The sequence below is a fragment of the Umezawaea endophytica genome (assembly GCF_025061645.1).
GTDB classification, from domain to species: Bacteria; Actinomycetota; Actinomycetes; order Mycobacteriales; family Pseudonocardiaceae; genus Umezawaea; species Umezawaea endophytica.
Window position 1 is genome coordinate 76,771 of the sequence record NZ_JANYMP010000009.1, and the last position, 26,429, is coordinate 103,199.

Annotated in this window: 23 protein-coding genes; 10 read left to right on the forward strand and 13 right to left on the reverse strand. The window is 71.6% G+C overall.

What is annotated here, in order from left to right:
- Positions 1 to 54 precede the first annotated feature (54 nt).
- From NZH93_RS20195 to NZH93_RS20230, 8 genes are read right to left on the reverse strand one after another with little or no spacing between them, the layout of a single operon-like run.
- Complete coding sequence (locus NZH93_RS20195) at positions 55 to 1,521, reverse strand: class I adenylate-forming enzyme family protein (RefSeq protein ID WP_259624694.1); 1,467 nt, start codon at positions 1,519 to 1,521, stop codon at positions 55 to 57.
- On the reverse strand, positions 1,518 to 2,894 hold the full coding sequence (locus tag NZH93_RS20200; protein ID WP_259624695.1) for a CoA transferase: 1,377 nt from the start codon (positions 2,892 to 2,894) through the stop codon (positions 1,518 to 1,520). The genes NZH93_RS20195 and NZH93_RS20200 overlap by 4 nt, the downstream gene beginning before the upstream one ends.
- The gene (locus NZH93_RS20205; protein ID WP_259624696.1) at positions 2,891 to 3,676 is read right to left on the reverse strand and encodes a class I SAM-dependent methyltransferase; all 786 of its coding nucleotides are present in this window, start codon (positions 3,674 to 3,676) and stop codon (positions 2,891 to 2,893) included. Before NZH93_RS20205 ends, NZH93_RS20200 begins: the two co-directional genes overlap by 4 nt.
- Positions 3,673 to 5,220 (reverse strand): class I adenylate-forming enzyme family protein, encoded by a 1,548-nt coding sequence (locus tag NZH93_RS20210; protein WP_259624697.1) that lies wholly within the window; start codon positions 5,218 to 5,220, stop codon positions 3,673 to 3,675. Before NZH93_RS20210 ends, NZH93_RS20205 begins: the two co-directional genes overlap by 4 nt.
- Positions 5,217 to 6,518 (reverse strand): FAD-dependent oxidoreductase, encoded by a 1,302-nt coding sequence (locus NZH93_RS20215; protein ID WP_259624698.1) that lies wholly within the window; start codon positions 6,516 to 6,518, stop codon positions 5,217 to 5,219. The genes NZH93_RS20210 and NZH93_RS20215 overlap by 4 nt, the downstream gene beginning before the upstream one ends.
- Positions 6,515 to 7,432: a UbiA family prenyltransferase gene (locus NZH93_RS20220; protein WP_259624699.1), complete on the reverse strand. Its 918-nt coding sequence runs from the start codon at positions 7,430 to 7,432 to the stop codon at positions 6,515 to 6,517. The genes NZH93_RS20215 and NZH93_RS20220 overlap by 4 nt, the downstream gene beginning before the upstream one ends.
- A 12-nt stretch (positions 7,433 to 7,444) precedes the next feature.
- Positions 7,445 to 8,548, reverse strand: a complete 1,104-nt coding sequence (locus NZH93_RS20225; protein ID WP_259624700.1) for a DegT/DnrJ/EryC1/StrS family aminotransferase — start codon at positions 8,546 to 8,548, stop codon at positions 7,445 to 7,447.
- On the reverse strand, positions 8,545 to 9,765 hold the full coding sequence (locus NZH93_RS20230) for a DegT/DnrJ/EryC1/StrS family aminotransferase (protein ID WP_308214217.1): 1,221 nt from the start codon (positions 9,763 to 9,765) through the stop codon (positions 8,545 to 8,547). Before NZH93_RS20230 ends, NZH93_RS20225 begins: the two co-directional genes overlap by 4 nt.
- Positions 9,766 to 9,901: 136 nt before the next feature.
- Here NZH93_RS20230 and NZH93_RS20235 point away from each other — a divergent pair, with 136 nt between their 5' ends.
- The 6 genes from NZH93_RS20235 to NZH93_RS20260 are packed head-to-tail and all read left to right on the forward strand — an operon-like array spanning position 9,902 to position 15,370.
- A complete protein-coding gene (locus NZH93_RS20235; protein WP_259624701.1) occupies positions 9,902 to 10,924 on the forward strand; it encodes a Gfo/Idh/MocA family protein in 1,023 nt (340 codons plus the stop codon).
- A complete protein-coding gene (locus NZH93_RS20240) occupies positions 10,914 to 11,771 on the forward strand; it encodes a sugar phosphate isomerase/epimerase family protein (protein WP_259624702.1) in 858 nt (285 codons plus the stop codon). The genes NZH93_RS20235 and NZH93_RS20240 overlap by 11 nt, the downstream gene beginning before the upstream one ends.
- Positions 11,768 to 13,000, forward strand: a complete 1,233-nt coding sequence (locus tag NZH93_RS20245; RefSeq protein ID WP_259624703.1) for a M20/M25/M40 family metallo-hydrolase — start codon at positions 11,768 to 11,770, stop codon at positions 12,998 to 13,000. Before NZH93_RS20240 ends, NZH93_RS20245 begins: the two co-directional genes overlap by 4 nt.
- Positions 13,000 to 14,046 (forward strand): Ldh family oxidoreductase, encoded by a 1,047-nt coding sequence (locus NZH93_RS20250; protein WP_259624704.1) that lies wholly within the window; start codon positions 13,000 to 13,002, stop codon positions 14,044 to 14,046. The genes NZH93_RS20245 and NZH93_RS20250 overlap by 1 nt, the downstream gene beginning before the upstream one ends.
- A complete protein-coding gene (locus NZH93_RS20255) occupies positions 14,043 to 14,933 on the forward strand; it encodes a Gfo/Idh/MocA family protein (RefSeq protein WP_259624705.1) in 891 nt (296 codons plus the stop codon). Before NZH93_RS20250 ends, NZH93_RS20255 begins: the two co-directional genes overlap by 4 nt.
- Positions 14,930 to 15,370 carry a DUF6917 domain-containing protein gene (locus tag NZH93_RS20260; protein WP_259624706.1) on the forward strand — a complete coding sequence of 147 codons (441 nt, stop codon included), beginning with the start codon at positions 14,930 to 14,932 and terminating at the stop codon, positions 15,368 to 15,370. The genes NZH93_RS20255 and NZH93_RS20260 overlap by 4 nt, the downstream gene beginning before the upstream one ends.
- 45 nt (positions 15,371 to 15,415) lie before the next feature.
- Here NZH93_RS20260 and NZH93_RS20265 read toward each other — a convergent pair whose 3' ends face one another.
- The 4 genes from NZH93_RS20265 to NZH93_RS20280 all read right to left on the reverse strand — a co-directional run bounded on the left by NZH93_RS20265 (position 15,416) and on the right by NZH93_RS20280 (position 18,691).
- Entirely contained in the window at positions 15,416 to 15,949 is a 534-nt protein-coding gene (locus NZH93_RS20265; RefSeq protein WP_259624707.1) for an EF-hand domain-containing protein, read from the reverse strand.
- 74 nt (positions 15,950 to 16,023) lie between these two features.
- The gene (locus tag NZH93_RS20270) at positions 16,024 to 17,271 is read right to left on the reverse strand and encodes a nucleotide sugar dehydrogenase (RefSeq protein WP_259624708.1); all 1,248 of its coding nucleotides are present in this window, start codon (positions 17,269 to 17,271) and stop codon (positions 16,024 to 16,026) included.
- 29 nt (positions 17,272 to 17,300) lie between these two features.
- Positions 17,301 to 17,723: a hypothetical protein gene (locus tag NZH93_RS20275; protein ID WP_259624709.1), complete on the reverse strand. Its 423-nt coding sequence runs from the start codon at positions 17,721 to 17,723 to the stop codon at positions 17,301 to 17,303.
- A 278-nt stretch (positions 17,724 to 18,001) separates the two neighbouring features.
- Positions 18,002 to 18,691, reverse strand: a complete 690-nt coding sequence (locus NZH93_RS20280; protein WP_259624710.1) for a TetR/AcrR family transcriptional regulator — start codon at positions 18,689 to 18,691, stop codon at positions 18,002 to 18,004.
- An 88-nt stretch (positions 18,692 to 18,779) separates the two neighbouring features.
- Between NZH93_RS20280 and NZH93_RS20285 the strand changes: the two genes are divergently transcribed.
- Both NZH93_RS20285 and NZH93_RS20290 read left to right on the forward strand, forming a co-directional pair.
- Positions 18,780 to 19,700: a Rossmann-fold NAD(P)-binding domain-containing protein gene (locus tag NZH93_RS20285; RefSeq protein ID WP_259624711.1), complete on the forward strand. Its 921-nt coding sequence runs from the start codon at positions 18,780 to 18,782 to the stop codon at positions 19,698 to 19,700.
- Between the two features lie 115 nt (positions 19,701 to 19,815).
- Positions 19,816 to 21,324 (forward strand): flavin-containing monooxygenase, encoded by a 1,509-nt coding sequence (locus NZH93_RS20290; RefSeq protein WP_259624712.1) that lies wholly within the window; start codon positions 19,816 to 19,818, stop codon positions 21,322 to 21,324.
- Here NZH93_RS20290 and NZH93_RS20295 read toward each other — a convergent pair.
- A complete protein-coding gene (locus NZH93_RS20295; protein ID WP_276023788.1) occupies positions 21,314 to 22,639 on the reverse strand; it encodes an MFS transporter in 1,326 nt (441 codons plus the stop codon). The genes NZH93_RS20290 and NZH93_RS20295 overlap by 11 nt on opposite strands.
- A gap of 19 nt (positions 22,640 to 22,658) precedes the next feature.
- Between NZH93_RS20295 and NZH93_RS20300 the strand changes: the two genes are divergently transcribed.
- Positions 22,659 to 23,633 (forward strand): GlxA family transcriptional regulator, encoded by a 975-nt coding sequence (locus NZH93_RS20300; protein WP_259624714.1) that lies wholly within the window; start codon positions 22,659 to 22,661, stop codon positions 23,631 to 23,633.
- A gap of 79 nt (positions 23,634 to 23,712) precedes the next feature.
- Complete coding sequence (locus NZH93_RS20305; RefSeq protein ID WP_259624715.1) at positions 23,713 to 26,346, forward strand: ATP-binding protein; 2,634 nt, start codon at positions 23,713 to 23,715, stop codon at positions 26,344 to 26,346.
- Positions 26,347 to 26,429: the final 83 nt, after the last annotated feature.

The window sequence follows — 26,429 nt, forward strand, 5'->3', positions numbered from 1 at the left end:
TCCAGAACTCCGCGCCCGTAGCGCGTGCGAGGTGCCGCGGCGCCAGGCGTGCGTTCATGTCAGTCGTGTGGTGGCGATGTTGGTGAGGGTGCGTAGGCAGACCTTGCCGGTGTGGGACAAGGGGAGTTGAGGGAGGACGAGTAGGTGTTCTGGGAGTTTGTGTGGGGTGAAGTCGTGGGTGGTCAGTAGGAATGTGGTCAGTGCGGTCAGGTTGGGGGGTGGGTGGTTTGGGTGGAGGGTGATGCAGGCGCACAGGCGTTGGCCCAGGTCGTGGTCTGGTAGGGGGACGCAGGCCGCGTCGGCGATGGCGGGGTGGGTGGTCAGGGCGGATTCGACTTCTGCTGGGCTGATGGTTTGGCCGCCGCGGATGATTACTCGTTTGATGCGGCGCAGGACGTGCAGGGTGCCGTTGTCGTCCATGCGGCCTTGGTCGCCGGTGCGGATCCAGCCGCCGGGGAGTCGTGGTGGGCCGCCGCCGATGTGGTCCAGCGGGGTCATGGGGCCCAGGGCGCAGATTTCGTCGTCGACGATGCGGATGTCGGTCACGGCCGGGTCCGGGTGGCCTGCGCCGTGTTCTGGTGTGGTGGTGTGGCAGTTGACGCCGTCGGAGGAGCCGTAGACGTTGATTACGTCCACGCCGAATCGGTCTCGGCATTGGTGCAGGGTGTGTTCCGGTAGTACGTCGCCGCTGGACACTACGGCTCGTAATGACGAGGTGTCGAAGTCGGGGGCGTGGTCGGCCAGGCGGCGCAGCATGGTGGGTACGCCGAACACGTGGGTGGGGCGGTGTTCGGTGATGGTCCTGAGGGCGTCGATGGTGTCGAACCTGTTGTGCAGCAACAGTGTTCCGCCGAAGCGGCACAGGGTGATGGTGGCGCCGAACGAGCCGTAGGCCGAGGCCAGTGGTACGAGTACCAGGTCGCGCCACACCGGGGTGTCTTGGTGGACGGCTCGCAGGTAGTTGCCGCGGCCGCCGGCGAAAGCGTTGTGGGAGTAGGCGACCAGCTTCGGTTCGGCTTCCGAGCCGGAGGAGACCAGCAGCCTTGCGGGGGACTCCGGGTCGACGGTGACCGGGTGCCAGCCCTCGGCGCGGGCTCGGGGTGGCACGGTTGGCCACGGCAGGTCGTCGTCGGTGATCACCGACGCGGCTCGGGCGCGGGTGAGCAGGTTCAGGGCGTCGGCCCGACCGCCGGTGAACGGCAGGGCGACCGCGCCGCACGCGGCGACGGCGAGTTCGGCGACCACGGCGTCGCGGCCGTTGGGCACGCGCACGCCGACGACGTCGCCGGGCCGGGCGGCCAGCGCGCCCGCCAGGCCACGCACCCGCGCGTCCAGTTCGGCGTACGTAATGGTTCCGCGGTCGTCGACGACGGCGGGACGGTCGGGATGGTCGCGCACCCGGTCGCGGAACAGCGAGTGCAGGTCGCGGTCAGGGCAGTGGCCGGCGCGGACCCAGGCGCGCCTCGCCTCCTGCGGCACCCGGTCGGTGATCACGATCCCGTTGCGCGAGATCCACGTCATCGGAAGAACTCCCAGGGAGAGGCGGGCAGCGCGCACCGGTCGCGGATCAGGGCTCGCGCGAACCGCGGGTCGCGCGCCAGCGCCGCGAGGTCGGTGCACACCGGCACGGTGGGCGCGGACGTGTCGTGGTGCCGGGTGAGTGCGTTGAGCCGGGAGGCCGCGGACAGCAGCGACGACGCCACGGACTGCCCGCGTCCGCTCCGTTCACGGCGCAGCAGCGCGTCCACCACGGCATGCGTGGCGACCACGCCGCCGAACACATCTACGACGGTCATCAACGAGGCGGGCACGCCCGCGTGGGCCTGCACGACGAAGTCGGTGCCCAGCGGCGGTTCCGGACCGAGTTCGTCGCCCCACCCGGAGGCGTGCGCGTACACCAGACCGGACGGGAAGTCCTCGGCCCGCAGGCCCCAGCGGACGGCTTTGCCCGGCGCCCAGTTGTGCACGAAGACGTCCGCCGCCGCGGCGAGGTCGAGCACCTCGTCCCGGCCGGTGCGCAGGTCGATCTCGACCACGGACTTGCCCCGGTTCAGGGCGAGGAACCGGGCGGACGTGTCGCCCGCCATCGGCGGTACCCACCGCAGCGGGTCGCCGCCGGGCGGCTCGATGCGCACGACGGTCGCGCCTAGCAGGCCCAACAGGTGCCCCACGAGCGGCCCCTGCACGCGCCTGCACGACTCCAGCACGACGATCCCGGACAGCGGTAACTCCCCGTCCGGTGCGACCTCGGCGCTGGTGCTCCAGTCCGGTCCACGGGGTGAGATCCGGTAGGCGGGCAGGCTGTCCAGCACCCGCCCCGACCGGACGACCACCGTCATGCCCGCCTGTCGGGCGGTGGTTTCCAGGGCGGAGAACGGGGTTCGGGCCGCGGCGTCGGCGAAATCGTTTGGCAGCGGGCAGGTTGCCGTGGCGAAGCGGTGCAGGAAGGGGCGCCAGCCCCGTTCCACGGCCCGCGCCGGGACGTCCAGCGCGGCCCAGAACCGTGACCACGGGCCGGGATCGAGGGCTTCCACCTCGAACACCGCGCCGTCGGATGACCGGAACGGCGGTCCCGCGCCTGGCAGCCACTCGTCGGGTTCGTCTGCGGTCGCGGCGGCGAGGTACTGCGAGATCGAGAGCAGGGCGGCCTGCGCGACGGACGTGGTGCACCCGGCGAGCGGGACGCCACGGGTGCGCCCCAGTTCGACGGCGAACTCCCCGATCGCGGACAGTTCGGCGGCGACGGCGCGGGCGTAGTCCATCCCGAGCGGCGCGGGACGGCCCAGGTGACGGCCGTGGACGTGCATCAGTCCGCACGCCGCCTGCACGTCGGGTTCCCCGAGCAGCGGGAGGTCGACGGGGCCGCTCCAGGTCGGCGCGTGGACGGCGGTCATGCGGGGCGCCTGCCCTGGACGGTGTAGAAGACGCAGGACGTGGCGCGGAAAGCGGGGTGCGTCATCGCGGCGCGGGCGGTTCGGAGGCCGGTGTCGGTCAGGCCCGCGGCGAGGAGCTTGTCGCGCAGATGGTGGGTGTGGTGGGCCAGCAGGCGCAGGCCGGGGGAGTCGGCGTTCCACTGCCGCACCACCGGAACCGGGTCCACGTCCACCAGGCCCGCGGCGACCATCGACGCGGCGGCGCGGCGGCCCCAGCGGCGGTCCGCGCCCGCCGCGTCGAACATGCGCTCCTTGGCGGCCAGGAACTCCTTGTAGGCGGTGGCGTGTTCGGGATGAGCGGCCAGCAGCACCGGTCCGTAGTCGAGGTCGAACTCGTCCAGTTGCAGGACGCCGCCGGGTTTGAGGGAGCGGACGAGCTTGCGCAGCACCTGTTCGCGCTCGGGCAGGTGCAGCAGCACGAGGCGGGCGTGGACGAGGTCGAACTCGGCCGCGGGCAGCGGGTCGTGGACGACGTCGTGCCGCAGCACCGTCAAACCCTCGGCGGGCGGGATGTGCTCGGGCTTGATGTCGGTGGCCAGCACCGACGCGCCGCGGTCGGCGAGCCAGCGGGCCACGCTGCCGCCGCCCGCGCCGACCTCCAGGCACCGCCACCCCGCGCCGACGCCGGTGCTCTCCAGGCGGGCGAGCGTGATCGGGTCGTACGCGGCGGCCAGGCAGCGGTGCTGCTCGGTGGCGTGCAGGCTCTGGTTGTCGAAGACGTAGCCCTCGCGGGTCGTGGTCATGTCCACCGTCCGGTTCCGTGGGTGTCGGCGTGGCCGATGAGGCGGGTGAGCAGTTCGAGGCGGCGCACCTTGCCGGTGCCGGTGCGCGGGAGTTCGTCCCAGGTCGTCACGTGCGGGGGTGCCAGCACGGGCAGGTCGGTGATGGCGGACCGCCAACGCAGCGGGTCGAGGTGCCCGTCGGCGGTGACGACGACCGGGAGCGGCGGGCTGCCGGGAGCCCCGAGGACGATGCACTCCAGCACCTCGGGCAGCCGGTTCTCGATCACGTCCTCCGTCTTCAGGCAGCTCAGGCCTGGCACGGTGTCGACCTCGCGGTCGAGCAGCAGCACGGTCCCGCCGCGGGTGAGGACCCCGAGGTCCCCGGTGTTCCACCAGCCGCCGGTTTCCTTGTCGTGCCAACGGTCCTGCTCGCCCACGTACGCGGTGCAACGGGCTCCGGTCCTGGCCAGCACGAGCCCCGGCCGTCCGCGCGGCACGGGCTGGAACGTCACGGGGTCCACGACCTGGAGCCTCGTCCTGCCCGGCAGTGGGCGGCCGAGGTCGCGGGCGTGGTTGGCGCGGTCGACGGCGGCGCGGGTGAGGAAGCGGAACGTCAGCGGCCCGGTCTCGGTCTGCCCCCACCCCTGCATCCACAGTGGACGGCGGCGGCGCGACGCATGGAGCAGGGCGCGCACCACGGGCGGGTGCACGGCGTCGTACGTGCTGACGAACAGGCGAACGTTGCGGAAGGGGTTGTCCGCCTGGTGCGCCAAGGGGCGCCACCGCACGTAGGCGGAGGGCAGGGCCTCGACGGTGGTCGGCGGGTGGGCGGTGAGCACCTCTCCCGCCGAGGCGGGGTCCGACAGCAGCACGATCTTGCGGGGTGCGAGGCAGAACACGCTGCCGGTCCAGCAGAAGGTGCGGCCGTGCGAGTAGGAGGAGGCGTTGGCGACGACGTCGTCACGGCGGGTGCCCACGACCGGGATGCGCAGCGCCTCGAACCGGGCGAGCCGGTTGACGATGGTGCTCGTGGTGTGGACGACCAGTTTGGGGGTGCCCGTGGTGCCGGAGGTGTGGTTGACGACCAGCGGGTCGTCGTCGTGCCTGCGCCGGGGTGCGGGGGCACGGGTGCCGCGCACGTCGTCGAGCGTCAGTTCACCCTCGCCGGGCACGTCGAGGGACAGCACGCGGCGGGCGTGGTGCGCCGGAACGGGTCGGTCGGTGACGAGGACCGCGGGCTCCAATCGCTTGAGCAGCGTCTCCAGCGCGTCGTCGGACAGGTGGCCCGACAGCAGCGCGGGCACGGCGCCGAGCCGGATCGCCGCGCACGCCAGCAGGTCGTAGTCGTAGTGGTTGCGCTTGACCACCGCGACCCGCTCCCCTGGGCAGGCCCCGGCGGCGTGCAGCCAGCCCGCGGCCTCCTCCACGAGGTCGGCGAGTTGCGGCACGGTGAACCGGGTACCGCGGTCGGGCGCTATGTCGAAGGGCCGGTCGAGCACGACGGTGGTGTGGGTGCGGCGGGCGGCGACCTCGTGGAACAGGGTGCCCATGTCGTGCGGCCTCATGCGTGTTCCCTCCTGGCGGGGGTGGTGGCGAGCAGGCGGGCGGCGGCCTGCTGCCCGGAGCGCACGGCCGCCTCGCCGCACGGCACGAGCCCGGTCCAGTCCCCGGCGTACTCGACCGCGCCGACGGGCCGGGTGGCGAAGGCGGCGCGCAGGGCCAGCGCGCGCGGGGTGGCCTCGGGCAGGCCGTGGCGGAACCGGGTGACCAGTGCGCCGGTCGTGGTCGCGCGCAGGCCGGGGAAGAACCGCTGGGCCGCGCCGGACAGGACGTCGACGACCTCGTCGTCGGTGGCGTCTAGCAGGTCGGGCGCGACGGCGGGGTTGGCCATCACGGTGACCAGGCCCCGTCCGGTGGGCGCCCGTCCTGGGTGCTTGACGTGGTCGAGGATCAGCGTGGACACCACCCGGTCCTCCGCGGCGGGGACGACGATCGCGTAGCTGCGCGACGTCGGGCGGGTGGACAGCATGAGGTGGGCCTTGACCACGGGGGTGAACGTGGAGGCGGCGAGGAACTCCGCGTCGTGGGCGGGAGCGTTGAGGTGCAGGGCGCGGGCGACCGGCGCGGGCACGGCGAGCACCACCCTCCGCGCGCGGATCTCGCCGCCACCGCAGAGCACGCGGACCGAATCGGGCTCGGACACCACGCCGTCGACGCGGACGCCGGTGGTGACGTCCAGGGACGCGGCCAAGACGCGCGCCAGGGTGTCCATGCCGTCGCGGTAGGTGCGCCAGGTGCTTGCCGGACCGACGGCCGCGAGCAGTGCGAGCAGCGGCGCCGCGGCCGACCGTTCGGGTCGCCAGCCGAAGAACCCGGACACGACCGGCTGGCAGAGGTAGTCCAGCACGTCGGGGTGGAAGGCCCCGGCGAACTCGGCGACCGTGCCGAGTGCGGCGCGTTCCGGGTGGTCGAAGTCCGGGCGCACGCGCGACACCCGCAGCAGGTCCAGTCGGGCGCGCGGTCCCAGGCCCGCCCCGGTGAGCAGCCCGAGTGGGTGGGCGAGGCCCGGTCGTGCCCGGCCGCCGCGCCACACGGCGAGGTGGCGGCCGATGCGGGGCACGGCGGACCGGTCCACGCCCAGGTGCCCGAGCAGGCCCCACGTGGCGGGGTAGCCGCGTTCGGGCACCTGCTCGGCCCCGGTGTCGACGAGGAAACCCTTGGTGCGCAACGTCCTCATCCGGCCGCCCACGGCGTCGGCCACCTCCAGCACGCGCACCGAACGTCCGGCGAGCCGCAGTGCGTGCGCGGCGGCCAGTCCGGCGACGCCGGCACCGACGACGACGTCCTCCTCTTCGGCGTTCACAGCAGGTTCACCACGACCAGCGCCACCACGGTGACGCGGTGGACGCGGATGCCCAGGAGGCGGGCGCGCAGGATGTCGCCCTTGCCGAAGGCGACGCGCACTTGGCGGACGCGCAGCAAAAGCGTCGGCAGCAGGGCTATCGGGAACCACCACACCGTGCCCAGCAGCGGTCCGCCGACGATCAGCACCGCCTCCACGGCCGTGAGCGCGAGGATGAAGAGCATGTTGCCGCGCGGTGTGGCGAGCGCGGCGACGGTGAGCCTGCCCACCTCGCGGTCGCCCTTGACGTCGTTGGTGTTGGAGTAGACGCCGAACAGCAGCGGCCCGAGGCCGAAGACCAGCGCCTGCACGACGACGTTGCCGTCGATCGAGCCCGTGGCCAGTCCGTAGGGTGCCAGCACGAGCGCCCAGCCCAGTGCGGCGAGGAAGAACTCCTGGAACCCGCGGTAGCTGAGCTTGACGCCCCACGAGTACTGCACGGCGAAGAAGTAGGTCACGCCGATCACCGCGACGGTCCACAGTGGAGCGTGTGGCGCGGTGGCGATGGCCGCGATCCACAGCAGGGCGCCGATGAGCCCGGTGATCCACGCGAACCGCAGCACCTGGGCCTCGGTCAGCGTCCCGGCGACGAGCGGTTTGCGGTAGCGGCGCCGGTTCGGGTCGTCGGGGGCGTAGTTGGCGATGTCGCTGCCGTCGCGGAAGCCGGTGAGGTCGTCCAGCGCCACCATGGCGGCGATGACGAACACCTCGCCGAGCAGGAACAGACCCGTGGTGGCGAGGACACCGCCGTCGAGGCGCAGCGCGGTGGGCAGCAGCGTCCAGACGACCAGGACGCCGAAGTAGTAGTCGACGATGTCGAGCTTGGCCAGCCGGACGTAGGCGCGGCGGGTGGCGACGGACGTGGTGCGCTGCATGGCGTCTCCGTGTCAGGTCCGGGCGAACAGGCACACCTCGTCGGCGATGTGCTCGACTTGGGCGTCGGTCAGGTGGGGGTGGATCGGGATGGCGAGCTGCCGCGCGCAGGCGCGTTCGGCGGCGGGCCAGTCGCGCCCGGTGGTGCGGAACGCCGCCTGGTGCGGCAGGGGCGCGGGGTAGTACACGTGGGAGCCGACGCCGCGGGACTCGAGGTGCTCGCGCAGCGCGTCACGGCGTTCGGCGAGCAGGGAGTACACGTAGAAGCAGCGCCCGTCACGGCCGGGTGGCGGCGGCACGACGCCGGGCAGGTCGGTGAAGCACTCGGTGTAGTACTCGCCGATGCGGGCCCGCCGTTCCAGGCGCGCGGGCAACCCCGGCAGGCGGCGGAGCTGGAACGCCGCCATGACCTCGTCGAAGCGGCTGTTCACGCCGACCCGGTGGTGCAGGAACCGGGTGCGGCCGTCCTGGCCGTGGTTGCGCAGCATCCGCACGACCCGCCCCAGCTCCGGGTCGTTCGTCACGACCATGCCGCCCTCGCCGGGCATCCCGAACGTCTTGACCTGGACGAACGAGTAGACACCCGCGTCGCCCCAGGTGCCCGCGGCCCGACCGCCGAGCACACCGCCCTGTGCGACGGCGGAGTCCTCCAGCAGCCGCGCGCCGACGTCGGCGGTGATGGCGCGCAGCGCGGGCATGTCGGCCATCACGGAGAACATGTGCGCGGGCAGGACGACCTTGGTGCGTTCGGTGACGGACTTCTCCACCTCGACCGGGTCGACGACCATCGTCCACGGGTCGACGTCGGCGAACACCGGTGTGGCGCCGAGCAGCGCGGGCGCGGCCGCGAGCGGCGCGCAGCCGTAGGCGGGGACGACGACCTCGTCGCCGGGGCCCACGCCCATGGCGCGCAGCACGAGCGTCAACGCCGAGGTGCCGCTGGAGCAGGCGATGGCGTCGACCGCGCCGACGGAGTCGCGGACGGCGGTTTCGAAGCGTTCGGTGCGGTGCCCGAGGATGAACCGCTGCTCGGGGTCGAGCGCCACCTCCCGGACCACGTCCAGCAGCGTCTCGCGGTCGTCCTCGAACAGGTCCGGTGGGAAGAACGGGATGGTCACGCCGCCTCCGCGAACCGGTAGAAGTCGCGGATCCCCTGGCACACCAGTGCGACGTCGGCCTCGCGCAGGTCCGGGTAGAGCGGCAGCGCGAGCGCGTCCCGGCAGGCGGCCTCGGCGCGGGGGAAGTCACCCGGCCGGTGCCCCAGGTCGGCGAAGCACGGTTGCAGGTGCAGGGGTGTCGGGTAGTACGTCTCGGTCCCCACGCCGCGCGCCGCCAGGTGCGCGGCCAGTTCGTCCCGCCGGTCGACCTCGATCGCGTACACGTAGAACACGCCGCGCACGTCGGCGCGGCGCGGCAGCACCGAGGGCAGCTTCCGCACGCCCGGCACGTCGGCGAGCAGCTCGGTGTAGCGGTGGGCGAGGACGGCGCGGCGCTCGACGTCCGCGTCCAGGCGGTCGAGCTTGGCCAGCAGGACGGCCGCTTGCAGGTCGTCCATCTTGCTGTTGACGCCGACCGCGCCGGTGGTGGTGTTGATCGCGGGGAAGTGGGCGGCGGTGGGACCGAACCGCCCGTGGTGGCGCAGGGCGGCGACGGTCTCGGCGACGACCGGGTCGTCGGTGAGGACCGCGCCCGCGTCGCCCAGCGCGCCGAGGGTCTTGGTGGGGAAGAACGACAGCACCCCGCCCGCGCCGAGCAGCCCCGCGTGCGTGCCGCCGTACCGCATCCCGATCGCCTCGGCGCTGTCCTCCACCACGGCCAGACCCAGCCCGCGGGCCGTCTCGCCCACCCCGGTCATGTCCGCGGGCTGGCAGAACAGGTGCACCGGCATCACGAACCGGGTGCGCTCGGTGGCCACGGCCGCGAGCGCGGCCGGGTCGATGCCGTAGCCGTCCGGCTCGATGTCGGCGAACACCGGACGACCGCCCGCGAGCACCACGGCGGAGGCGGACGCCACGAACGAGAACGCGGGCACCACCACCTCGTCACCTGGGCGCAGGCCGCACGCGCGCAGCAGGAGCACCAGCGCGTCGGTGCCGCTGTTCACGCCCACCACGTGCTTCGCGCCGGTGTACGCGGCTAGTGCCTCTTCCAATTCGACGACCTTGTGGCCGTGCGAATACTTGCCCCGGTCCAGCACGTCGACAATGTGCCGTCTCGTTTCCGGCCACAATTCCGAGAACGTCGACGATTGCGTGAAGAATGGAACGGCCAACGCCCACCTCCGCTGTCGGAACTTCGAGGCGATCGTAGGTCGGCGGCGCGAACCGATTATCAATCGGAGTGACTTTCACTCTTCTTGGTCAACTGTGAGCGTGCGCCGTTGACAGGCGTCGGCCGAACCGTGAAACATCGAATTGGTCCGCTTTTGGACGTTGTCGGCTGTGTTCACCAGCGACGGGCGGGGATCAGTGGTGCGGACACTCGTGGTGGGGCTGGGGCGGGCAGGCGCGCAACTGCACCTACCGGTGCTGGGGGGCGCTCGGGCCTCCGCGCCGCACCTGTTCGACGACGAGCCGGTCGTGGGGTGCGACCCGTGGCGGACGCCGCCCGAACGGCCGGGGTTGCTCGTGCGGACGAGCCTGGAGGCCGCTGCGGCGGAGGTGGACCCCGCGCGGACCGTGGTGCACGTGTGCACGCCGCCGGGGAGCCGTTCCGAGGTGGTCGCCGCGCTCGCGGGACTGGGTTTCCGGCGGATGGTGGTGGAGAAACCGCTGGCCGTCGACACCGACGACCTGGCGCGCGTGATCGGGCTGCGCCGTCGGCACGGCCTGTCGATCGCCGTCGTCGAGCCGTGGCTGACCAGCTCGCTGACCACGCGGCTGGTCGCGCTGGTGCGGGCCGGGACCCTGGGCGACCCGCGCTCGATCACGCTCGTGCAGGACAAGCCGCGGTTCCGGCGCACGCTGACCACGACGTCGCACCAGACGGCGTTCGACGTGGAGCTGCCGCACGGCGTGGGCCTGGCGCTGCGCCTGGCGGGCAACGCCCGCGTCACCCACGCGTCCGGTTCCGACCTGGTGATGGGCACGACACGGGTGCCACGAATGGGCGGTGCCCGAATGGGTTTGCGGCACACCAACGGCACCCGCACCGAGATCACCTCGGACCTTACTTCCCCGGCGCGGCAGCGGCGCGTCGAAATGCGGTTCGAGAACGGCACGGCGGTCGGGAACTACGCGATCAGCTCCGACGACCCCTACTCCCAGTTGACCGTGACGGTGGCCGGACAACGCGAGCACGAGGTGCTGCGCGACGATTCGCTCACCGAATGGATGATCCACGCCTACCGGTTGTTCCAGGGCGGTCGGGATCAGCACGCGAAGAGCTTCTCCGTCGCCTGCGACGTGGCCCGGTTGCTGTCGGTCGCCAAGAACATCAGCGCCGAACCGATGATCCCGGCGGCCCGCGCGCCGGAGGCCGTCCATGTGGTCTGAGGCCGTGGCGCCCGCGCGCCCCGCGGTGCCCGGCAGCGGCGTCGTCCTGGCCGGGATCACCGACGAGGCGGCCCCGGACCTGGCCGGGCAGTTGGCCGTCCTCGCCGAGCTGGGCTGGTCGACCGTCGAACTGCGCACCGTCGACGGGCTCGCCGTCGCCGACCTGGACGACCGCCACTTCGCACGGGTCGCCTCGACGCTGGCCGACCACGGCGTGCGGGTGGTGTGCGTGGCGTCGCGGATCGGCGGATGGGCCCGGCCGATCACCGCGCCGTTCGAGGACGACCTCGCCGAACTGGCCGTGCTGGCCCGGCGGTGCGCCGTACTGGGCACCCGCTACGTGCGGATCATGTCCTACCCCAACGACGGCTTGGCCGAGTCGCGGTGGCGCGCGCGGGTGCTCGACCGCGTCGTGGCGCTCGCCGCGGTCGCCGAAGCCGCGGGAGTCGTGCTGCTGCACGAGAACTGCTCCGGGTGGGCCGCCTCGGACGCCGACCGGATGCTGGAGCTGGTGGACGCGGTGCCCGGCTCCGCGCTGCGGCTGCTGTTCGACACGGGCAACCCCGTGGCCCACGGGTACGACGGCTACGCGGTGCTGCGGCGCGTCGCGCCCCACGTGGCGCACGTGCACGTCAAGGACGCCCGCGGCGCCGCGTTCGTCGATCCCGGCACTGGCGAGGCGCGCGTGCGCGACTGCGTGCGGCTGCTGCGCTCGGTCGGGTACACCGGGGCGTGGTCGCTGGAGCCGCACGTGGCGCTCCAGCCGCACCGCTCGGGCCTGTTGGCGGACGGTGCGGCGGAGGCGTTCGTGCGCGCGGGGCGGGCGATGGCCGGGCTGCTGCGGTGATCGCCCCGGACCGGGCCCTGCTGCTGGAACTCCTGCGCACGCCCACCGCGGGCCCGTTGGAGACCGACGGAGACGTGCGGCTGTGGGACGCCGTGCACGCCTTCGCCGAGGCCGCGCAAGCGTTCGGCATGAGCACCGCGCACCTGGGGCCCGCGTCGCCGGAATCGGTGCTGCGGGCCGACGTGCCCGCCGTCGTGCGGGAGGCGGTGCGGCGCGACCCCGGTTTCCTGGAGTGCCAGCCGAGCCTGGTGCTGCGGCTGGGTCGGGCTGAGCCGACCGTGATGTTCAACGTGCACCTGGACACGGTCGCGCCGGTCGAGCCGGTCGGGTTCGACGGGGTCCGGTTCCACGGCCGGGGCGCGATCGACGCCAAGGGGCCCGCCGTGGCGCTGCTCGCGGGTCTGCGGGAAGCGGCGCGCGACCCGGCGGTGGGGCGCGACGTCAGCGTGCTCGTGCAGGCCGTCTCCGGCGAGGAGGGCGGCGCGATGGGCGTCTTCGGCACCCGGCCGCTGGTGGAGGCGGGTTTCCGCGGCGCGCTCAACGTGTTCTGCGAGCCGACGGGCCTGCGGTACCTGCCGCGCTGCACCGCCGCCATGACGGCGGCCGTCGTCGTGCGCGGCGAGGACGCGATCGACGACGAGCCGCACGCCGGGCACAACGCGACGGTCCTGCTCGGTTTCCTGGCCCAGCACCTCGCGTCCGGGCTCGCCGGGCGCGTCCCGGACGGCAGGGTCTGCGTGGCGGGCCTGCACACGGGCCGGATGCACAACCGCGTCTACGGCTCGGGGGAGCTGCTGCTGAACCTGTCCTACGGCAGCGCCGAGTCGGCCGCGGTCCTGACGGCGGCGCTGGAGGTGGAGCTTCGCGAGGGTTTGGCGGCGTTCGCCGAACGCTTCCGCGGCGTACAACCGTTCCACCGCACGGCTGTCGACGCTCCCGCGATCACGGCGCTGGAGTGGCGCAAGCGCGGCCTTCCCGCGCTGCGCGACCACGACGTGCCGGACCTGGCCGGGCTCGTGCCGCCGTGGCCCGCCGACGAGCCGGGGTTCACCTGCGACGCCATCTGGATGACCGACGTGCCGGGCGCCCGCACCGCCGTGCTGGGACCGGGATCGCTGGAGGCCAACAACGCCCACGCGCGCGGTGAACACGCCCACGTCGAGGAACTGGACCGGTTCTCGGCGGTGGTGCGAGACCTGGTCACGCGCTTCGCCCGTTACGGAGGATGATGAACGTCGTCGTGCCCTACCCCGAGCTGGTGTCGACCGTGGCGGGGGTGTTCGCCGACCGAGGTGTCCCGCGCGACCGAGCCGACACCGCGGCCCGTGCCCTCGTGCACGGGGACCTGACCGGCGTCACCTCGCACGGCCTGGTCAACCTGACCCGCCTGTACCTGCCGCTGCTGGAGTCCGGCCGCGCCGACCCGGCGGCCGACATGGAGGTCCTCACCGACCTGGGCGCGTGCGTGCTGGCCGACGCCCACCGCACCCTCGGCCTGTGGTCGGCCTCCCAGGCGATGGACCTCGCCGTGTCGCGCGCCGAGCGGTACGGCGTCGGGGTGGTGTCGTTGCGCGGCGCCACGCACATCGGGTGCGCGGGGTTCCACGCGGCCCGCGCCGCCGACCGGGGCGTCATCGGGCTCGTCACGTCCAACTGCGGCGGCCAGACCATCGCCCGCCCACCGGGTGGCCTGGCGAAGGTGCTGGGCACCAACCCACTGGCGCTGGCCTGCCCCGCGGGTGACCGGCACCCGTTCGTGCTGGACATGTCCACGACCGTGGTGCCCACCGGCAGGATCCGGGCCGCGGCGCGGGCGGACGAGCCGATCCCCGTCGGCTGGTTGGCCGCCGCCGACGGCACGCCGGTCACCGACCCGGCCGACTACGACCGGGGCGAGGGGCACCTGCTGTGGCTGGGCAGCACCCCGGAAACCGGCGCCTACAAGGGTTTCGGGCTGGGACTGCTGGTGGAAGTGCTGTCGGCCTTGGTGTCCGGTGCCGCGCTGGGGCCGGTGTCGGCCGGTGACACCGACGACGACATCGGCGTCATGGCGCTCGCCGTCGCGCCCGCGCGGCTGCGGCCGGGGTTCGCCGACGACGCGGGCGCGTTGTTCTCCGCGCTGCTGGGCTGCCCGCCCGCCGACCCGCGCCGCCCGGTCGTCTACCCCGGCTGGCCCGAGGGTGAGCGGGCGGCGTGGCGGCGTGCGCACGGCGTGCCGCTGCCCGTCGACCTGTACGAGGAGCTGCGCTCGTCGACCCTGCGGGCCACCGGGTGATCCGCCTCGGCGTGGTCGGGCTCGGTGTCATCTCCCGCTTCTACCTCGCCGCGATCGACCGGCTCGACGGCGTCGAACTGGCGGCCGTGTGCGATCCGCGCCCCGAGGCTCGCGCGGGTCACGGGGTCCCGGAGTTCCCGGACCACCGGGCGATGCTGGACGCCGGTCTGGTGGACGCCGTGGTCGTGACCGCGCCGAACGACGCGCACGCGGCGATCTGCCGCGACGCGGTCGAGGCGGGGCTGCCGGTGTGCGTGGAGAAGCCCCTGGACATCGACCTGGCGCGCGGCCAGGAGCTGGTGCGGGTGGCACGCGAGCGTGACGTGGTGCTGTTCACCGCGTTCCACCGGCGGTACAACGACAACGTCCTCACCCTGATGTCCGAAGTAGACGGTCGTCCGCTGGAGTCGTTGACCGTGCGGTACTTCGAACGCATCGAGGACCACGTCGGGACCGACCGCTGGTACCTCGACGCCGCGCGCTCCGGCGGCGGGTGCGTGGCCGACAACGGCCCCAACGCGCTCGACGTGGCGCGCCTGTTCGTCGGTCCGCTGCGCCTGTGCGGGGCGCGCGTCGAGCGGGACGCGGCCGGGGTCGACCGGCACGCCGTGCTCACCGCGCGCGGGACGGCGACGGCGGTTCGGGTGGAGCTGGACTGGTCCTACCCCGGCGAGGTGAAGGACGTCACCGCGCGCCTCGTCGACGGCCGCGAACTGCGCGCCGACATGCTCGCCGGGCACGACGGGTTCAAGGGTTCGCTGTGGCACGAGTACGAGGGCGTGCTCCGGGACTTCGCGCGCGCCGTCGCCGCCGGCGGTGCGCGGGCCGACGGCGGCTTGGCCGCGCTGGCACTGGTGGACGAGGCCTACCGAAGGGAGAACACGTGATCGAGGACGGACCGAAGCGGCCCGTGCACAGCCGGGTGGTCAAGGTGCTCGTGCACCGCCGCGACGACCGGGGCATGCGCCTGGAGCCGTTCACCAGCCGTTGCGTCCGCCGGGGCGAGGTGCACGAGCTGGTCACCACCGACCACCCGGCGACCGCGGAGCGCATCGACCGGGTGGGGTTCCTGGGCTTCGTCGAGATCGACGACGCCGGTGTGGTCGACCGCGGCGACGAGGTGTGGGTGGACGGCGAGATGATCGGCACCGTGCTGGGGTTCGACGCGTGCCACCACCCCAACCACTACAACATCCTCATCTCCACGCCGAGTCCGCGCACCGGGCCCGAGGTCGGGATGCACCCCGAGCGCACCGTGCGGTTCGTCCAGGCGCCCGGCGTGGCCGCGCGCGGGCCGTTGTCGGCCGTGGGCGTCGCGCGCTGACGGAACGGGCCCCGGAGGAGTGCTCCGGGGCCCGTTCGCGGGTCGTCAGCCCATCAGCGGCACGTCCAGCGTGCCGAAGTGGTAGGCCTTGACCGCCGCGACCAGTTCGTCCACGGTCAGGGAGCCGTTGCCGTTGGTGTCGATCATGCGGAACGACTCGTCGGCCTTGGACTTGTTCACCCCGACGGCCTTCAGCCACTTGGCGAACTCGGTCGGGTTGACCTCGCCGTCGCCGTCGGTGTCGCAGACGTTGAGGATCGCCTGGATCATCGGCCGCACCACGCGCCCGAACCCGGCGTCACCACCTTGGAACACCTCCGCCTCGATGACCTGGATGAACTGCTGGCGGTCCAGACCGCCTGCTCGGCCGACCCCGGCCCGTTCGGCGAGGTACTCGTAGGTGCCGGTGAACGAGTCCAGCAGCGCGCGCCCCTGCGGGGTGGACGGCGACTCGTCGAACGCGGCCAGGATCCGGTGGGCCTCCGCCTCCAGGTCCGACCGCTCGATGAGGCCGTTGCGGTCACTGTCCCACTTGTCGAAGCGGAGTTCCAGGCGCTCGTTCTTGACAGCAGTGGTCATCTCGGCGTTCTCCTTCGGCATGAGGATGGGTGTCACAGGACCGCGGCCGGGGCTCCACCCCCGACCGCGGGGTACTACAGGCGCTGGACTTCCTCCCCCGGCACGCGACCCGTGACGTCGAGGAGGAGCCGGGCGTTCCTGGCCAGGAGGCCCAGGTCGTACCCGCCGTGCGCGACGAGCAGGACGGTCACGTCCGCGTCGCGCAGGGCGGAGTCGAGGTCGGACACCGGTGGTCCGAGTTCGGGCACGGCGCCGGTCACCGGGTCGTGGTAGCGGACGCGCGCGCCGAGCGCGGTCAGCTCGGCGGCGATCCGCAGCGTCGTCGACTCGCGCGTGTCCGGCACGTCCGCCTTGTACGCCACGCCGAGGAGCAGCACCGTGGACCCGGGGAGTTCGAGGCCCGCGCTCGCGAGCAGCCGGGCCGTCCGCCGCACCACGTAGGACGGCATGGCCGCGTGCACCTGGTGCGCCGCTTCGACGACGCCCAGCCGCCCCCCGGTGCGGCGCGCCTTGTCCAGCAGGTAGCGCGGGTCGATCGGGATGCAGTGCCCGCCCACTCCGGGGCCGGGCGTGAACGGGGCGAAGCCGAACGGTTTGGTGCCCGCGCAGTGCAGCACGTCCCAGACGTCCACGCCGAGCTGGTCGCAGAACACGGCGATCTCGTTGACCAGCGCGATGTTCACGAAGCGGTAGGTGTTCTCCAGCAGCTTCGCCATCTCGGCCTCGCGCGTGCCCCGCGCCACGACCACGGTGTCCACGAAGCGGCTGTAGAACGCGACGCACTGCTTGGCGCACAACGGTGTGTGCCCGCCGACGACCTTGGGGGTGTTGCCGATGCCGTACCGCCGGTTGCCGGGGTCGACCCGTTCCGGCGAGTACGCGAGCGAGAAGTCCTCTCCCGCAACAAGTCCGCCGCGCTCCAGGATCGGCCGCACCACGTCGTCGGTCGTGCCGGGGAAGCTGGTGGACTCCAGGACGACCAGCGTGCCCGGACGCAGGTGGTCGGACACGGCGGCCGCCGCGTCGCGCACCGCCGAGAGGTCCGGACCACCGTCGGGCCCGAGGCCGGTGGGCACGCAGATCACGACCGTCTCCGCCCCCGCGATCACCGAGGGGTCACCGGTCACCGCGAGCCCGGCGGCGCACAACGCCCGCAACTGCGCGCCGTTCACGTCCGGCACGTGCGGTCTGCCCCGCGCCACGTGCTCCCGCACCGCCGGTGACGTGTCGTAGCCGATCACCGACAGGCCCGAGGCGGCGGCGGCGACCGCGAGCGGCAGGCCGACGTACCCCACTCCGATGACGACGAGATCGACGGGCACGGGCGCCCTTCCTGTGGTCACGGCCGCCGTCAGACGCTGAAGCTCGCCGCGGCAGGGGGGACGTGCGATCCCCAGTTCTCCTCGACGGTCAGGACGGGAAAGCCGAAACACCCCGGCGTCCCGTAGACCAGCACCGGCAGGTTGGTGCGATTGGTGAGCACGTGCGCCCCCACGGGTATCGCGTAACAGCCCCGCGGGTGCTCGTAGACGTCCAGCGGAACGATTTCGGCGGTGTAGACCACGACTTCGCCTGTCGCGGCACCCGCCGCGGGACTGGTTGACATCAGCAGCGCTATCGCCGTCACCGTGCCGAAAAGGACGGTCGTACACCGTTTCATCTTTCCTCCATGAGGGAAGCCGGTCGTCATCCGTGAAACTAACAGCCGATTGCCGGGGGAAAGTTTTTCAACCGAAACGTCACTCGTGCAGGTTGCGGTGTCGCGTTCCGTCATCCGAATGGTCAAGGGGTTTTCTCGCCCTGAGTGCTTGCCGCGCTGGTGGGGGCGTGTTGGTTCACGACGTCGAGTGAGTGGTGGGATCGGTGTGGTGACGCGCGGAGTGAGGGCTATCTTTTCGGTTTGGGGTCGGTGGGGTTGGGTAATGAGGCTTATTTTTCAGCCTTGAGAAATGGTGAAGTGGTGTAGGTTGCGAAACTCCGCGCCGGACCGCCGAATTGCGGTGATCGCGGTGGCCCGGCCGAAGTCGTCGTTGAACGGTGCTGCCGCGCGGGCTACTCCGGGATGCCGATGGTCGTGGCCACGTGGCGCATCTGGTACTCGAAGTAGGCCTCGCGGGCTTCGACGACGTTGTTGAGCTGGCCGAAGAGTTCGAAGCTCACGGCGCCGAACAACTGGATCCAGCCCATGCTGCCGCGGGCCAGGAGTTCTTCCGGGATGCCGGGTGCGGTGCCCGCTCGCAGGCGGGCCATGTCGGCGTGGACGGTGGGGGGCAGGTGGTCGGTGGGGGTGGAGAAGCCCGCGTCGACGCTGTCCTTGAGGACGGTGATGAGGGTCAGCGGGGTCCTGGACGCGGCGGCGGTGGTGGCTTCCGGGGCGTGGTACTCGGGGACTGGGCTGCCGAAGAGCAGTGCGTACTCGGAGGGGTTCGCCAGTGCCCAGGCGCGGACGGCGTGGCAGATCGACAGCCAGCGGGCGCGCAGGGCCGTGCGGTCGGTGACCGCGGTGTCGCCCGCTTCGGCCGCGGTGCCCAGCGCGTTGTAGGCGTCGAGGATCAGCGCGGTCAGCAGGGCGTCGCGGCTGGGGAAGTAGCGGTACAGGGCGGACGACACCATGCCCATGTCCCTGGCCACGGCGCGGAGGGAGAGGTTCGCGCCGTCCGTCGCCAGGTGGCGGCGGGCGGTCGCCTTGATCTCCTCGGTCATCTCGGCCCGGACGCGGGCGCGGAGGGAGCCTGCTGACATGACGAGAGTGTTGCACAAAAAAGAGAGCACTGTTCTCGGAAAGTGTGCTCTACTTGGAGAGCACTGCTCTTTCCCGAGGAGGATCCTGATGTCGTTGCACGTGGTCGTCGGTGCCGGACCGGTCGGGTCCACTGCCGCTTCGCTGCTCGCCGCGCGTGGTGAGCGGGTCCGGGTGGTCAGTCGCTCGGGCGGTGGGCCCGAGCACCCGAACATCGAACGGGTGGCCGCCGACGCGGGGGACGTGGCGCGGCTCAGCACTCTGGCCGAGGGCACGGTCGCGCTCTACAACTGCGTCAACCCGGCCTACCACCGCTGGCTCACCGACTGGCCGCCGGTCGCGTCCGCGCTGCTCACCGCCGCTGAACGGTCCGGCGCGGTGCTCGTGATGACCGGCAGCCTCTACGGGTACGGCGAGGTGGACGGTCCGATCACCGAGTCCACGCCGCTCGCCGCGACCCACCCGAAGCTGAAGCTGAAGGCGGACATGTGGCGCGACGCGCTCGCCGCCCACGACGCGGGTCGGATCCGGGCCGTCGAGGTCCGGGGCAGCGACTACGTGGAGGCCAACTCGATCTTCTCCGTCGCGCTCGGCAAGCCGCTGCTCGCCGGGAAGAGGGCGTGGTCGCCCGCCCCGCTGGACGTGCCCCATAGCTGGACGTCGATCAACGACGTCGCGACCCTCCTGACCACCGTCGCCACCGACGAGCGCGCGTGGGGCAGGGCGTGGCCCGTGCCCACCGAACCGCCGTTGACGGTGCGCCAACTCGCCACCCGGTTCACCGCCGTGGCGGGCGTCGGCGCGCCGAAGCTGGCCACGATCCCGACCCCGGTCCTGCGCGCGATCGGCCTGTTCTCGCCGATGGTGAAGGAGTTGCGCACCACGGAGTACCAGTTCTCCCGGCCGTTCGTGCTCGACTCCTCGGCGTCCACGGAGGCGTTCGGGCTCAAGCCGAGGCCGATCGACGACTCGCTGCGCGACGCGGCCCGGAACCTGGCGGGAGTTCGGTAAGGACTCCTCGGAGTCGTCCGTCAGGTTGGTCTGGTGGGCGTGCTCTTGCCCGCGCTGTGGCGGCCGAACACGATGGATCCGTCGGGTTCGTCCGCCAGGCCGGGGAGTCGCCCTCATGACCACTGCACCCGTCGAGTCCGAACACCTCGACGTCCTGATCATCGGCGCCGGGATCTCCGGGATCGGTGCGGCCTACTACCTCCAGCGCGAACACCCGGACCGCGACTACGCGATCCTCGAGGCGCGCACGGCCACGGGCGGGACGTGGGACCTGTTCCGCTACCCCGGAATCCGGTCCGACTCCGACCTGCACACCTTCGGCTACGAGTTCAAGCCGTGGCGGGACGAGCAGGCCATCGCGGGTGCCGACAAGATCCTCGACTACCTGCGGGAAACGGCTGCGGAGCACGGCATCGACCAACGGGTGCGCTTCCGGCACCGGGTGCTCGGGGTGGCGTGGTCGAGCGCGGACGCGAGGTGGACCGTGGAGGTCGAGCGCGCCGACGTCGGTGACGTGGTCGCGTTCACGGCGTCCTGGTTGTTCTTCGCCACGGGCTACTTCCGTTACGACCAGGGCTTTTCGCCGGTCCTCCCCGGCCGGGAGAACTTCGCCGGACCCGTGGTGCACCCGCAGCACTGGCCGGAGGACCTGGACTGGGCCGGGAAGCGCGTGGTCGTGGTCGGCAGCGGTGCCACCGCCGTCACCGTGGTCCCGGCCCTCGCCGCCACCGCCGCGCACGTCACGATGCTCCAGCGCACCCCGAGCTACATCCTCCCGGTGCCGTCGAAGGACGCCATCGGCAACAGGATGCGCGCGCTGCTCGGCGAGGAACGCGCCTACCGGGTCATCCGGCGCAAGAACATCGCCCAGCAGCGCGGGATCTGGTGGGTGTGCCAGAGGTTCCCCCGTTTCGCCCGCAGGCTGATCCGCCGGATCAACGCCAAGCAACTCCCCGCGGGCTATCCGGTCGACGAGCACTTCAACCCGCCGTACGACCCGTGGGACCAACGCCTGTGCCTGGCACCCGACGGCGACCTGTTCAAGGCGATCCGCGCGGGTGACGCGTCGGTGGTGACCGACCGGATCGCCGGGTTCACCGAATCGGCCGTGCTGCTGGACTCCGGCCGCGAGCTCGCGGCGGACGTGGTCGTCACGGCGACCGGGTTGACCGTGCGGCCGTTCGGCGGGATCGGCGTCACGGTCGACGACGTGCCGGTCGTGCTGGCGGACACGGTGGCGTACAAGGGGATGATGCTGTCCGGTGTGCCCAACCTGGCCTTCGCGGTCGGCTACACCGCGTCGTCGTGGACGCTCAAGGTCGGCCTCCTGTGCGAGCACTTCTGCCGCCTGCTGGCGCACATGGACGAGCGGGGGCACGACGTCTGCGTGCCTGCGGTGCCCGACGCGGCCATGCCGAAACGGCCGTTCCTCGACCTCGCCTCGGGTTACGTCCAGCGCGCGATCGACCAGTTGCCGCGCCAGGGCGACCGGACGCCCTGGCTGACGTCCAGGGACTACCACGCAGACGTCAAGCTCCTGCGGCGAACTCCCGTCGAGGACGCGAACCTGAGGTTCTCCGCCCGTGCCGGTCGGCCGCAGGGGGTGCGCGGGGTCAGGCCGTGACGGTGGCCTCGGCGCGGGGTTCGGCGGACGGGCGCTTGATCCTCGTGGAGAGGAGTGCCGCGCCGATGCTGAGGAAACCCGCCACGTACCAGGCCGGTGCGTAGTCGCCGAAGCTGTCGCGGGTGATGCCCGCGAGGGTGGCGGCGAAGGCGGCGCCGATCTGGTGCGAGGCGAAGACCCAGCCGAACACGATGCCCGTCGACAGGCCGAAGTGCTCGCGGCACAGCGCGACGGTCGGCGGCACCGTGGCGATGAAGTCCATGCCGTAGAAGACGACGAAGATGATCATGAAGCCGGTGATCGCCTCGCCGAACAGGGACGGCAGGACCAGGAGCGAGGCACCGCGCAGCGCGTAGTAGACCGCCAGCAGGATCCGCGAGTCGACGCGGTCGGTGAGCCAGCCGGACAGGATCGTGCCGATGAGGTCGAAGACGCCGATCAGGGCGAGCAGGCCGGCCGCGTGCACGGTGGGCATCCCGTGGTCGTGCGCCGCGGGGATGAAGTGCGTGGCCACCAGGCCGTTGGTGGTGGCGCCGCAGATGGCGAAGCCGAGTGCGAGGAACCAGAACGGCTTGGTCCTGGCGGCGCTCTTGAGGCCGTCGACGGCGAGCCGCGCGGCGTTGCCGGTGACCGGGGGAGCGGGCACGACCTCGTCCGCGCCGTACGGCGGGATGCCGAGGTCGGCCGGGTGCTCGCGGAAGAACAGCCACACCAGCGGAACCGTGACCAGCGACGCCCCGGACACCAGGAGGGCGGCGGTCTTCCAGCCGCCGTCGGACTCGCTGATCGACGCCACCAGCGGCAGGAAGACCATGGAGCCGGTCGCGCCACCCGCGGAGAGGACGCCGGTCACGAGGCCTTGGCGCTTGACGAACCAGCGGGTGCCGATCGTGGCCACGAAGCCGAGCGAGATCGAGCCCGCGCCCAAGCCGACCAGCACGCCCCACAGCATCACGAGCTGCCACGCCTGCGTCATGAAGATCGTCAGACCGCTGCCGAGCGCGATCAGCGCCATGGCGCAGGCCGTCACCCGGCGGACGCCGAAGCGCTCCATCAGCGCGGCGGCGAACGGCGCCGTGACGCCGTAGAGCGCGAGGTTGACCGACATCGCGAAGCCGATGGTCCCGGTCGACCAGCCGAACTCCCGCTGGAGGGGCTCCACCAGCGCGCCCGGCGTGGCCCGGAAGCCCGCCGCGCCCACGAGCGCGACGAAACCGATGCCCGCGATCATCCAGGGCCATAGCTGCTGCCTGTTGCGAATCACCGCGCAAGCGTGCTCCGCGGCTGCGGTTCGGGTAAGTGGCTCGAAGGCCATACTGTGCAAGGATCGGGCCATGACCCGACCACACCTGATCGCCGTGCTCGCGTTGGACGGGGTGATCGCGTTCGACCTCGGCACGCCGACGCAGATCTTCCAGGCGGCTCGCGACCAGCAGGAGCAGCGGCTCTACGAGGTGCGGGTCTGCACCCCCGGCGGTCAGCCGGTGCGCAGCGCCGCCGGGTTCACCCTCACCCCGGAGCACGGCTTGGAACTGGTGGCCGAGGCGGACACGGTGCTCGTGGCGGGAGTCCACTACGGCACGCGGGTGATGGTCGACGGGACGCTGGACGAACCGGTGCGCGCGGCCCTGCTGGAGGCGGCGCGGCGGGGGACGCGGGTCATGTCGGTCTGCACGGGCGCGTTCGTGCTGGCCGCGACGGGGCTGCTGGACGGCCGCCGGGCCACCACGCACTGGGCGCACGCGGACACCTTCCGACGGCTGTTCCCGAACGTCGACCTCGACCCGGACGTGCTGTTCGTCGACGATGGCGAGGTCCTCACGTCGGCGGGCGTCGGCGCGGGCGTCGACCTGTGCCTCCAGGTCGTGCGCGACGACCACGGCAGCGGTGTCGCGAACATGGCCGCACGGCGCTGCGTCGTGCCGCCGTGGCGGCCCGGCGGCCAGTCCCAGTACATCGTGCGCCCGATCCCCGAGGCGACCGACAACTCCACGGCCGCCGCCCGCGCGTGGGTGCTGGGACACCTGGACGAGCCCCTGGACCTGCGCGCGCTGGCCGGTCACGCGCGGATGAGCGTGCGCACGTTCACCCGGCGGTTCCGCGAGGAGACCGGCGTGAGCCCCGGCAAGTGGATCACCCAGCAGCGGGTCGAGCGGGCGAGGCACCTGCTGGAGACGAGCGACCTGTCGATCGACCAGGTGGCACGGCACTCGGGTTTCGGCACGGGTGCCGCGCTGCGGGCGCAGATGAGCGCGTCGCTGGGCGTGGCGCCGAGCGTCTACCGCACCACGTTCCGCTCGGCCGGGTAGGCGGGCCGAAGATCGGCCGTTCGGGTACTGGTGGGTCGGCATGGGCCGGAGCGTGCTCCTGAGTGGTGATAATCGGCCGATGCTCGATGATGATTCGTCGCACGACGGGGTCAATCTCGTGCACGGCGATGTGCACGGGATCTTGGTGCAAGCGAAGTCGATCGCGGGCGGTTTGCACTTCCACGACCACGGCGTCGTCACCGTTCCTCGACAACTCCCGCACGACATCGACGGGTTCACCGGACGCGGCGCCGATGTCGAGAGGTTGTGCTCGTTCATCGAGCAGGCGTTGACCGGTGAATCCAGGGCGATCGTCATCTCGACGGTCACCGGTCAGGGCGGCATCGGGAAGACCGCGCTCGCGATCCACGTCGCACACCTGGTTCAAGACCGCTTTCCCGACGGCCAGCTCTACGTGAACCTGCGCGGTGTCGACCACGCGGACCAGGTGCGGGCACCGGAGGACGTGCTCGGCGAGTTCCTCCGGGCTCTGCACGTGGACGGTCAGTCGATCCCGTTGGGACTGGACGAGCGCGCGGCACTCTACCGCACCCGGATCGCGGGCAAACGAATGATCATTCTGCTCGACAACGCGGCGAACGAGGCCCAGGTGCTACCGCTGCTTCCGGGTGCTCCCCACGCGGTCGCCGTGGTCACCAGCCGCTCGTCCCTGGCCGCTCTGGAGAGCACCCGGAAGATACCGCTGGACTTCATGAGCGAATCGGAAGGCGTCGATCTGCTCGGCCAGCTCGTTGGCGCTGAACGAGTAGCCGCAGAGTTGCCGGAGGCCAGGTCGCTTGTCGAGTTGTGCGGCGGACTCCCGTTGGCGCTCAGGATCTGCGGAGCGCGCTTGGCGGCGAAACCGAGGTGGCCGCTGCGCCGTCTCGGCGATCTCCTCCGAGACGAGACACGACGACTTGGTGCGCTCGCGGTCGGGGACCTCGACGTGCGTGCGTGTTTCAGCCTCAGCTATCGGAACAGCATCGGCGATCGGGAACAGCGCGCGTTCCGCCTTCTCGGGTTGATCGGCGCTGACGACTTCGCGGACTGGGTGGTCGCACCGCTCCTCGCGATCTCACCCGACGAATCCGAGGCGACCGTAGACCTCCTCGATGCGGCTCACTTGCTCGAAGTCGTGGCGGAAAGCACTGACGGACGGTTCCGCTACCGCTTCCATGATCTCGTGCGCGCGTATGCGAGAGATGTCTCGGCCGCGGAGGACACCTTCGAAGACCAGGCCTGTGCGGTCGAACGGTTGATCCGCGACTACGTCGAACTCACCGCGAACGCCCTGGAGGCTTACGAGCCCACCGACGCCACCGAGGTCGTTCGTCACCATGTCGGGGCAAGCGCGGATACCCACGCGCTTCAGGCGGTGCGGAGCGATCCGGCGAAGTGGTTCGCGGAGGAGGTCCTCAACCTCGTTGACGCGGTGGAGTTGGCCGCGCGGTTCGAGCTGTGGGAACAGACGTGGCGACTGTGCGAGGTGTTGATCCCGCTGCTCGAGATTTCGAGCCTGTGGGCGGAGTGGGAACGCGTGGTCGAGCCGGGCTTGGCCGCGGCGAGGTGTGCGGGCAACGGCAGGGCGGAAGCGATCATGTTGCGCCGCCGAGGTGACCTGAGGATGTACACGGGACGACGCCAGGCAGCCAAGGCGGATCTGCTCGAGAGTGTCGAGATCTTCCGGCAGGAGGGTGAGTTTGGGCTCTGCGCCGCGACGTTGCTCCGGCTTGGTGAGGCTCACCGTTTCCTGGGAGACAGGACCGGCGCTCTCCGGCACATGGTTGAGGCGAAGGGGCTCTACGTCGATCTGGGCGACGAGCTCGGCGAGGCGTACGCGTTGTCCACGATCGGAGGTGTCTACCGAACACAGGCCAGATGGGATGCCGCTGTCACAGCGTTCCTGGAAGCCTTGCCAGTGCTCCGTGCGCATGGGCATCGTAGGCAGACGGCGATCACCCTTGTCAGCCTCGGTGACGTCTACCACCTCAAATCGCGATGGGCCGACGCGATGGAGTGCTTCGGCGAGTGCGGCGAGATCTTCCGCGAACTCGGCGACACGATGTGGGACGCGAACACGGCCCGGCACATCGGTATCGTGCATTCGATCTGCGGACGCAGAGAACTCGCGCTGGAGCGTTTCCAAGTGGCGACGGCGGTGTTCGAGCACATCGGCGATGTCCGGAAGTTCGCGTTGACGCTTTGGAACATCGGCGAGTTGCACGCCGACGAAGGTCACCTCGACCAGGCCATGAAGGCTTTCGAAAGCGCGCTGCGGATGTTCACCGAACTCCGCGACCGCTTCTGCGTGGCGCTCGTCGTGGACGCGATCGCGTGGGGCCAAGCTCGGCACGGTGACCTCGACGAAGCGAAGACCTGGATCGACCGGAGCGCGGCAGGTGCCGAAGAACTGCGGCAGCAGGTGTTCCTGGCAACCGCGCGCATGAGCCTTGCCCAGTACCACCTGCGCCGCGGGAGCCATGCGGACGCTTCTCGCACCGCGCAGGTCGGATTGGAAGCGTTCCAGGAGTTGGGGTCTCCGCGTTGGGAGGCGGTGGCGCTGGACATTCTCGCGCAGGCTTGTCAAGGCAGCGGCGACCTCGTAGGGGCGCGATCTCTCTGGCACGCGGCGGCGCGCATCTTTCAGGAGATCGACATGCCCCAGGCAAGCATGGTGGAGCGGCGCCTGCTCGAAGCGGAACGAAGCCAGTAGGTACCCTGGCAATGCCTCGGCCGAGGAGGCGGTCATCAGCTCGTGACGGTGGGGGGCTTCCGCGTGTTCCCCTGCGGCCGCAT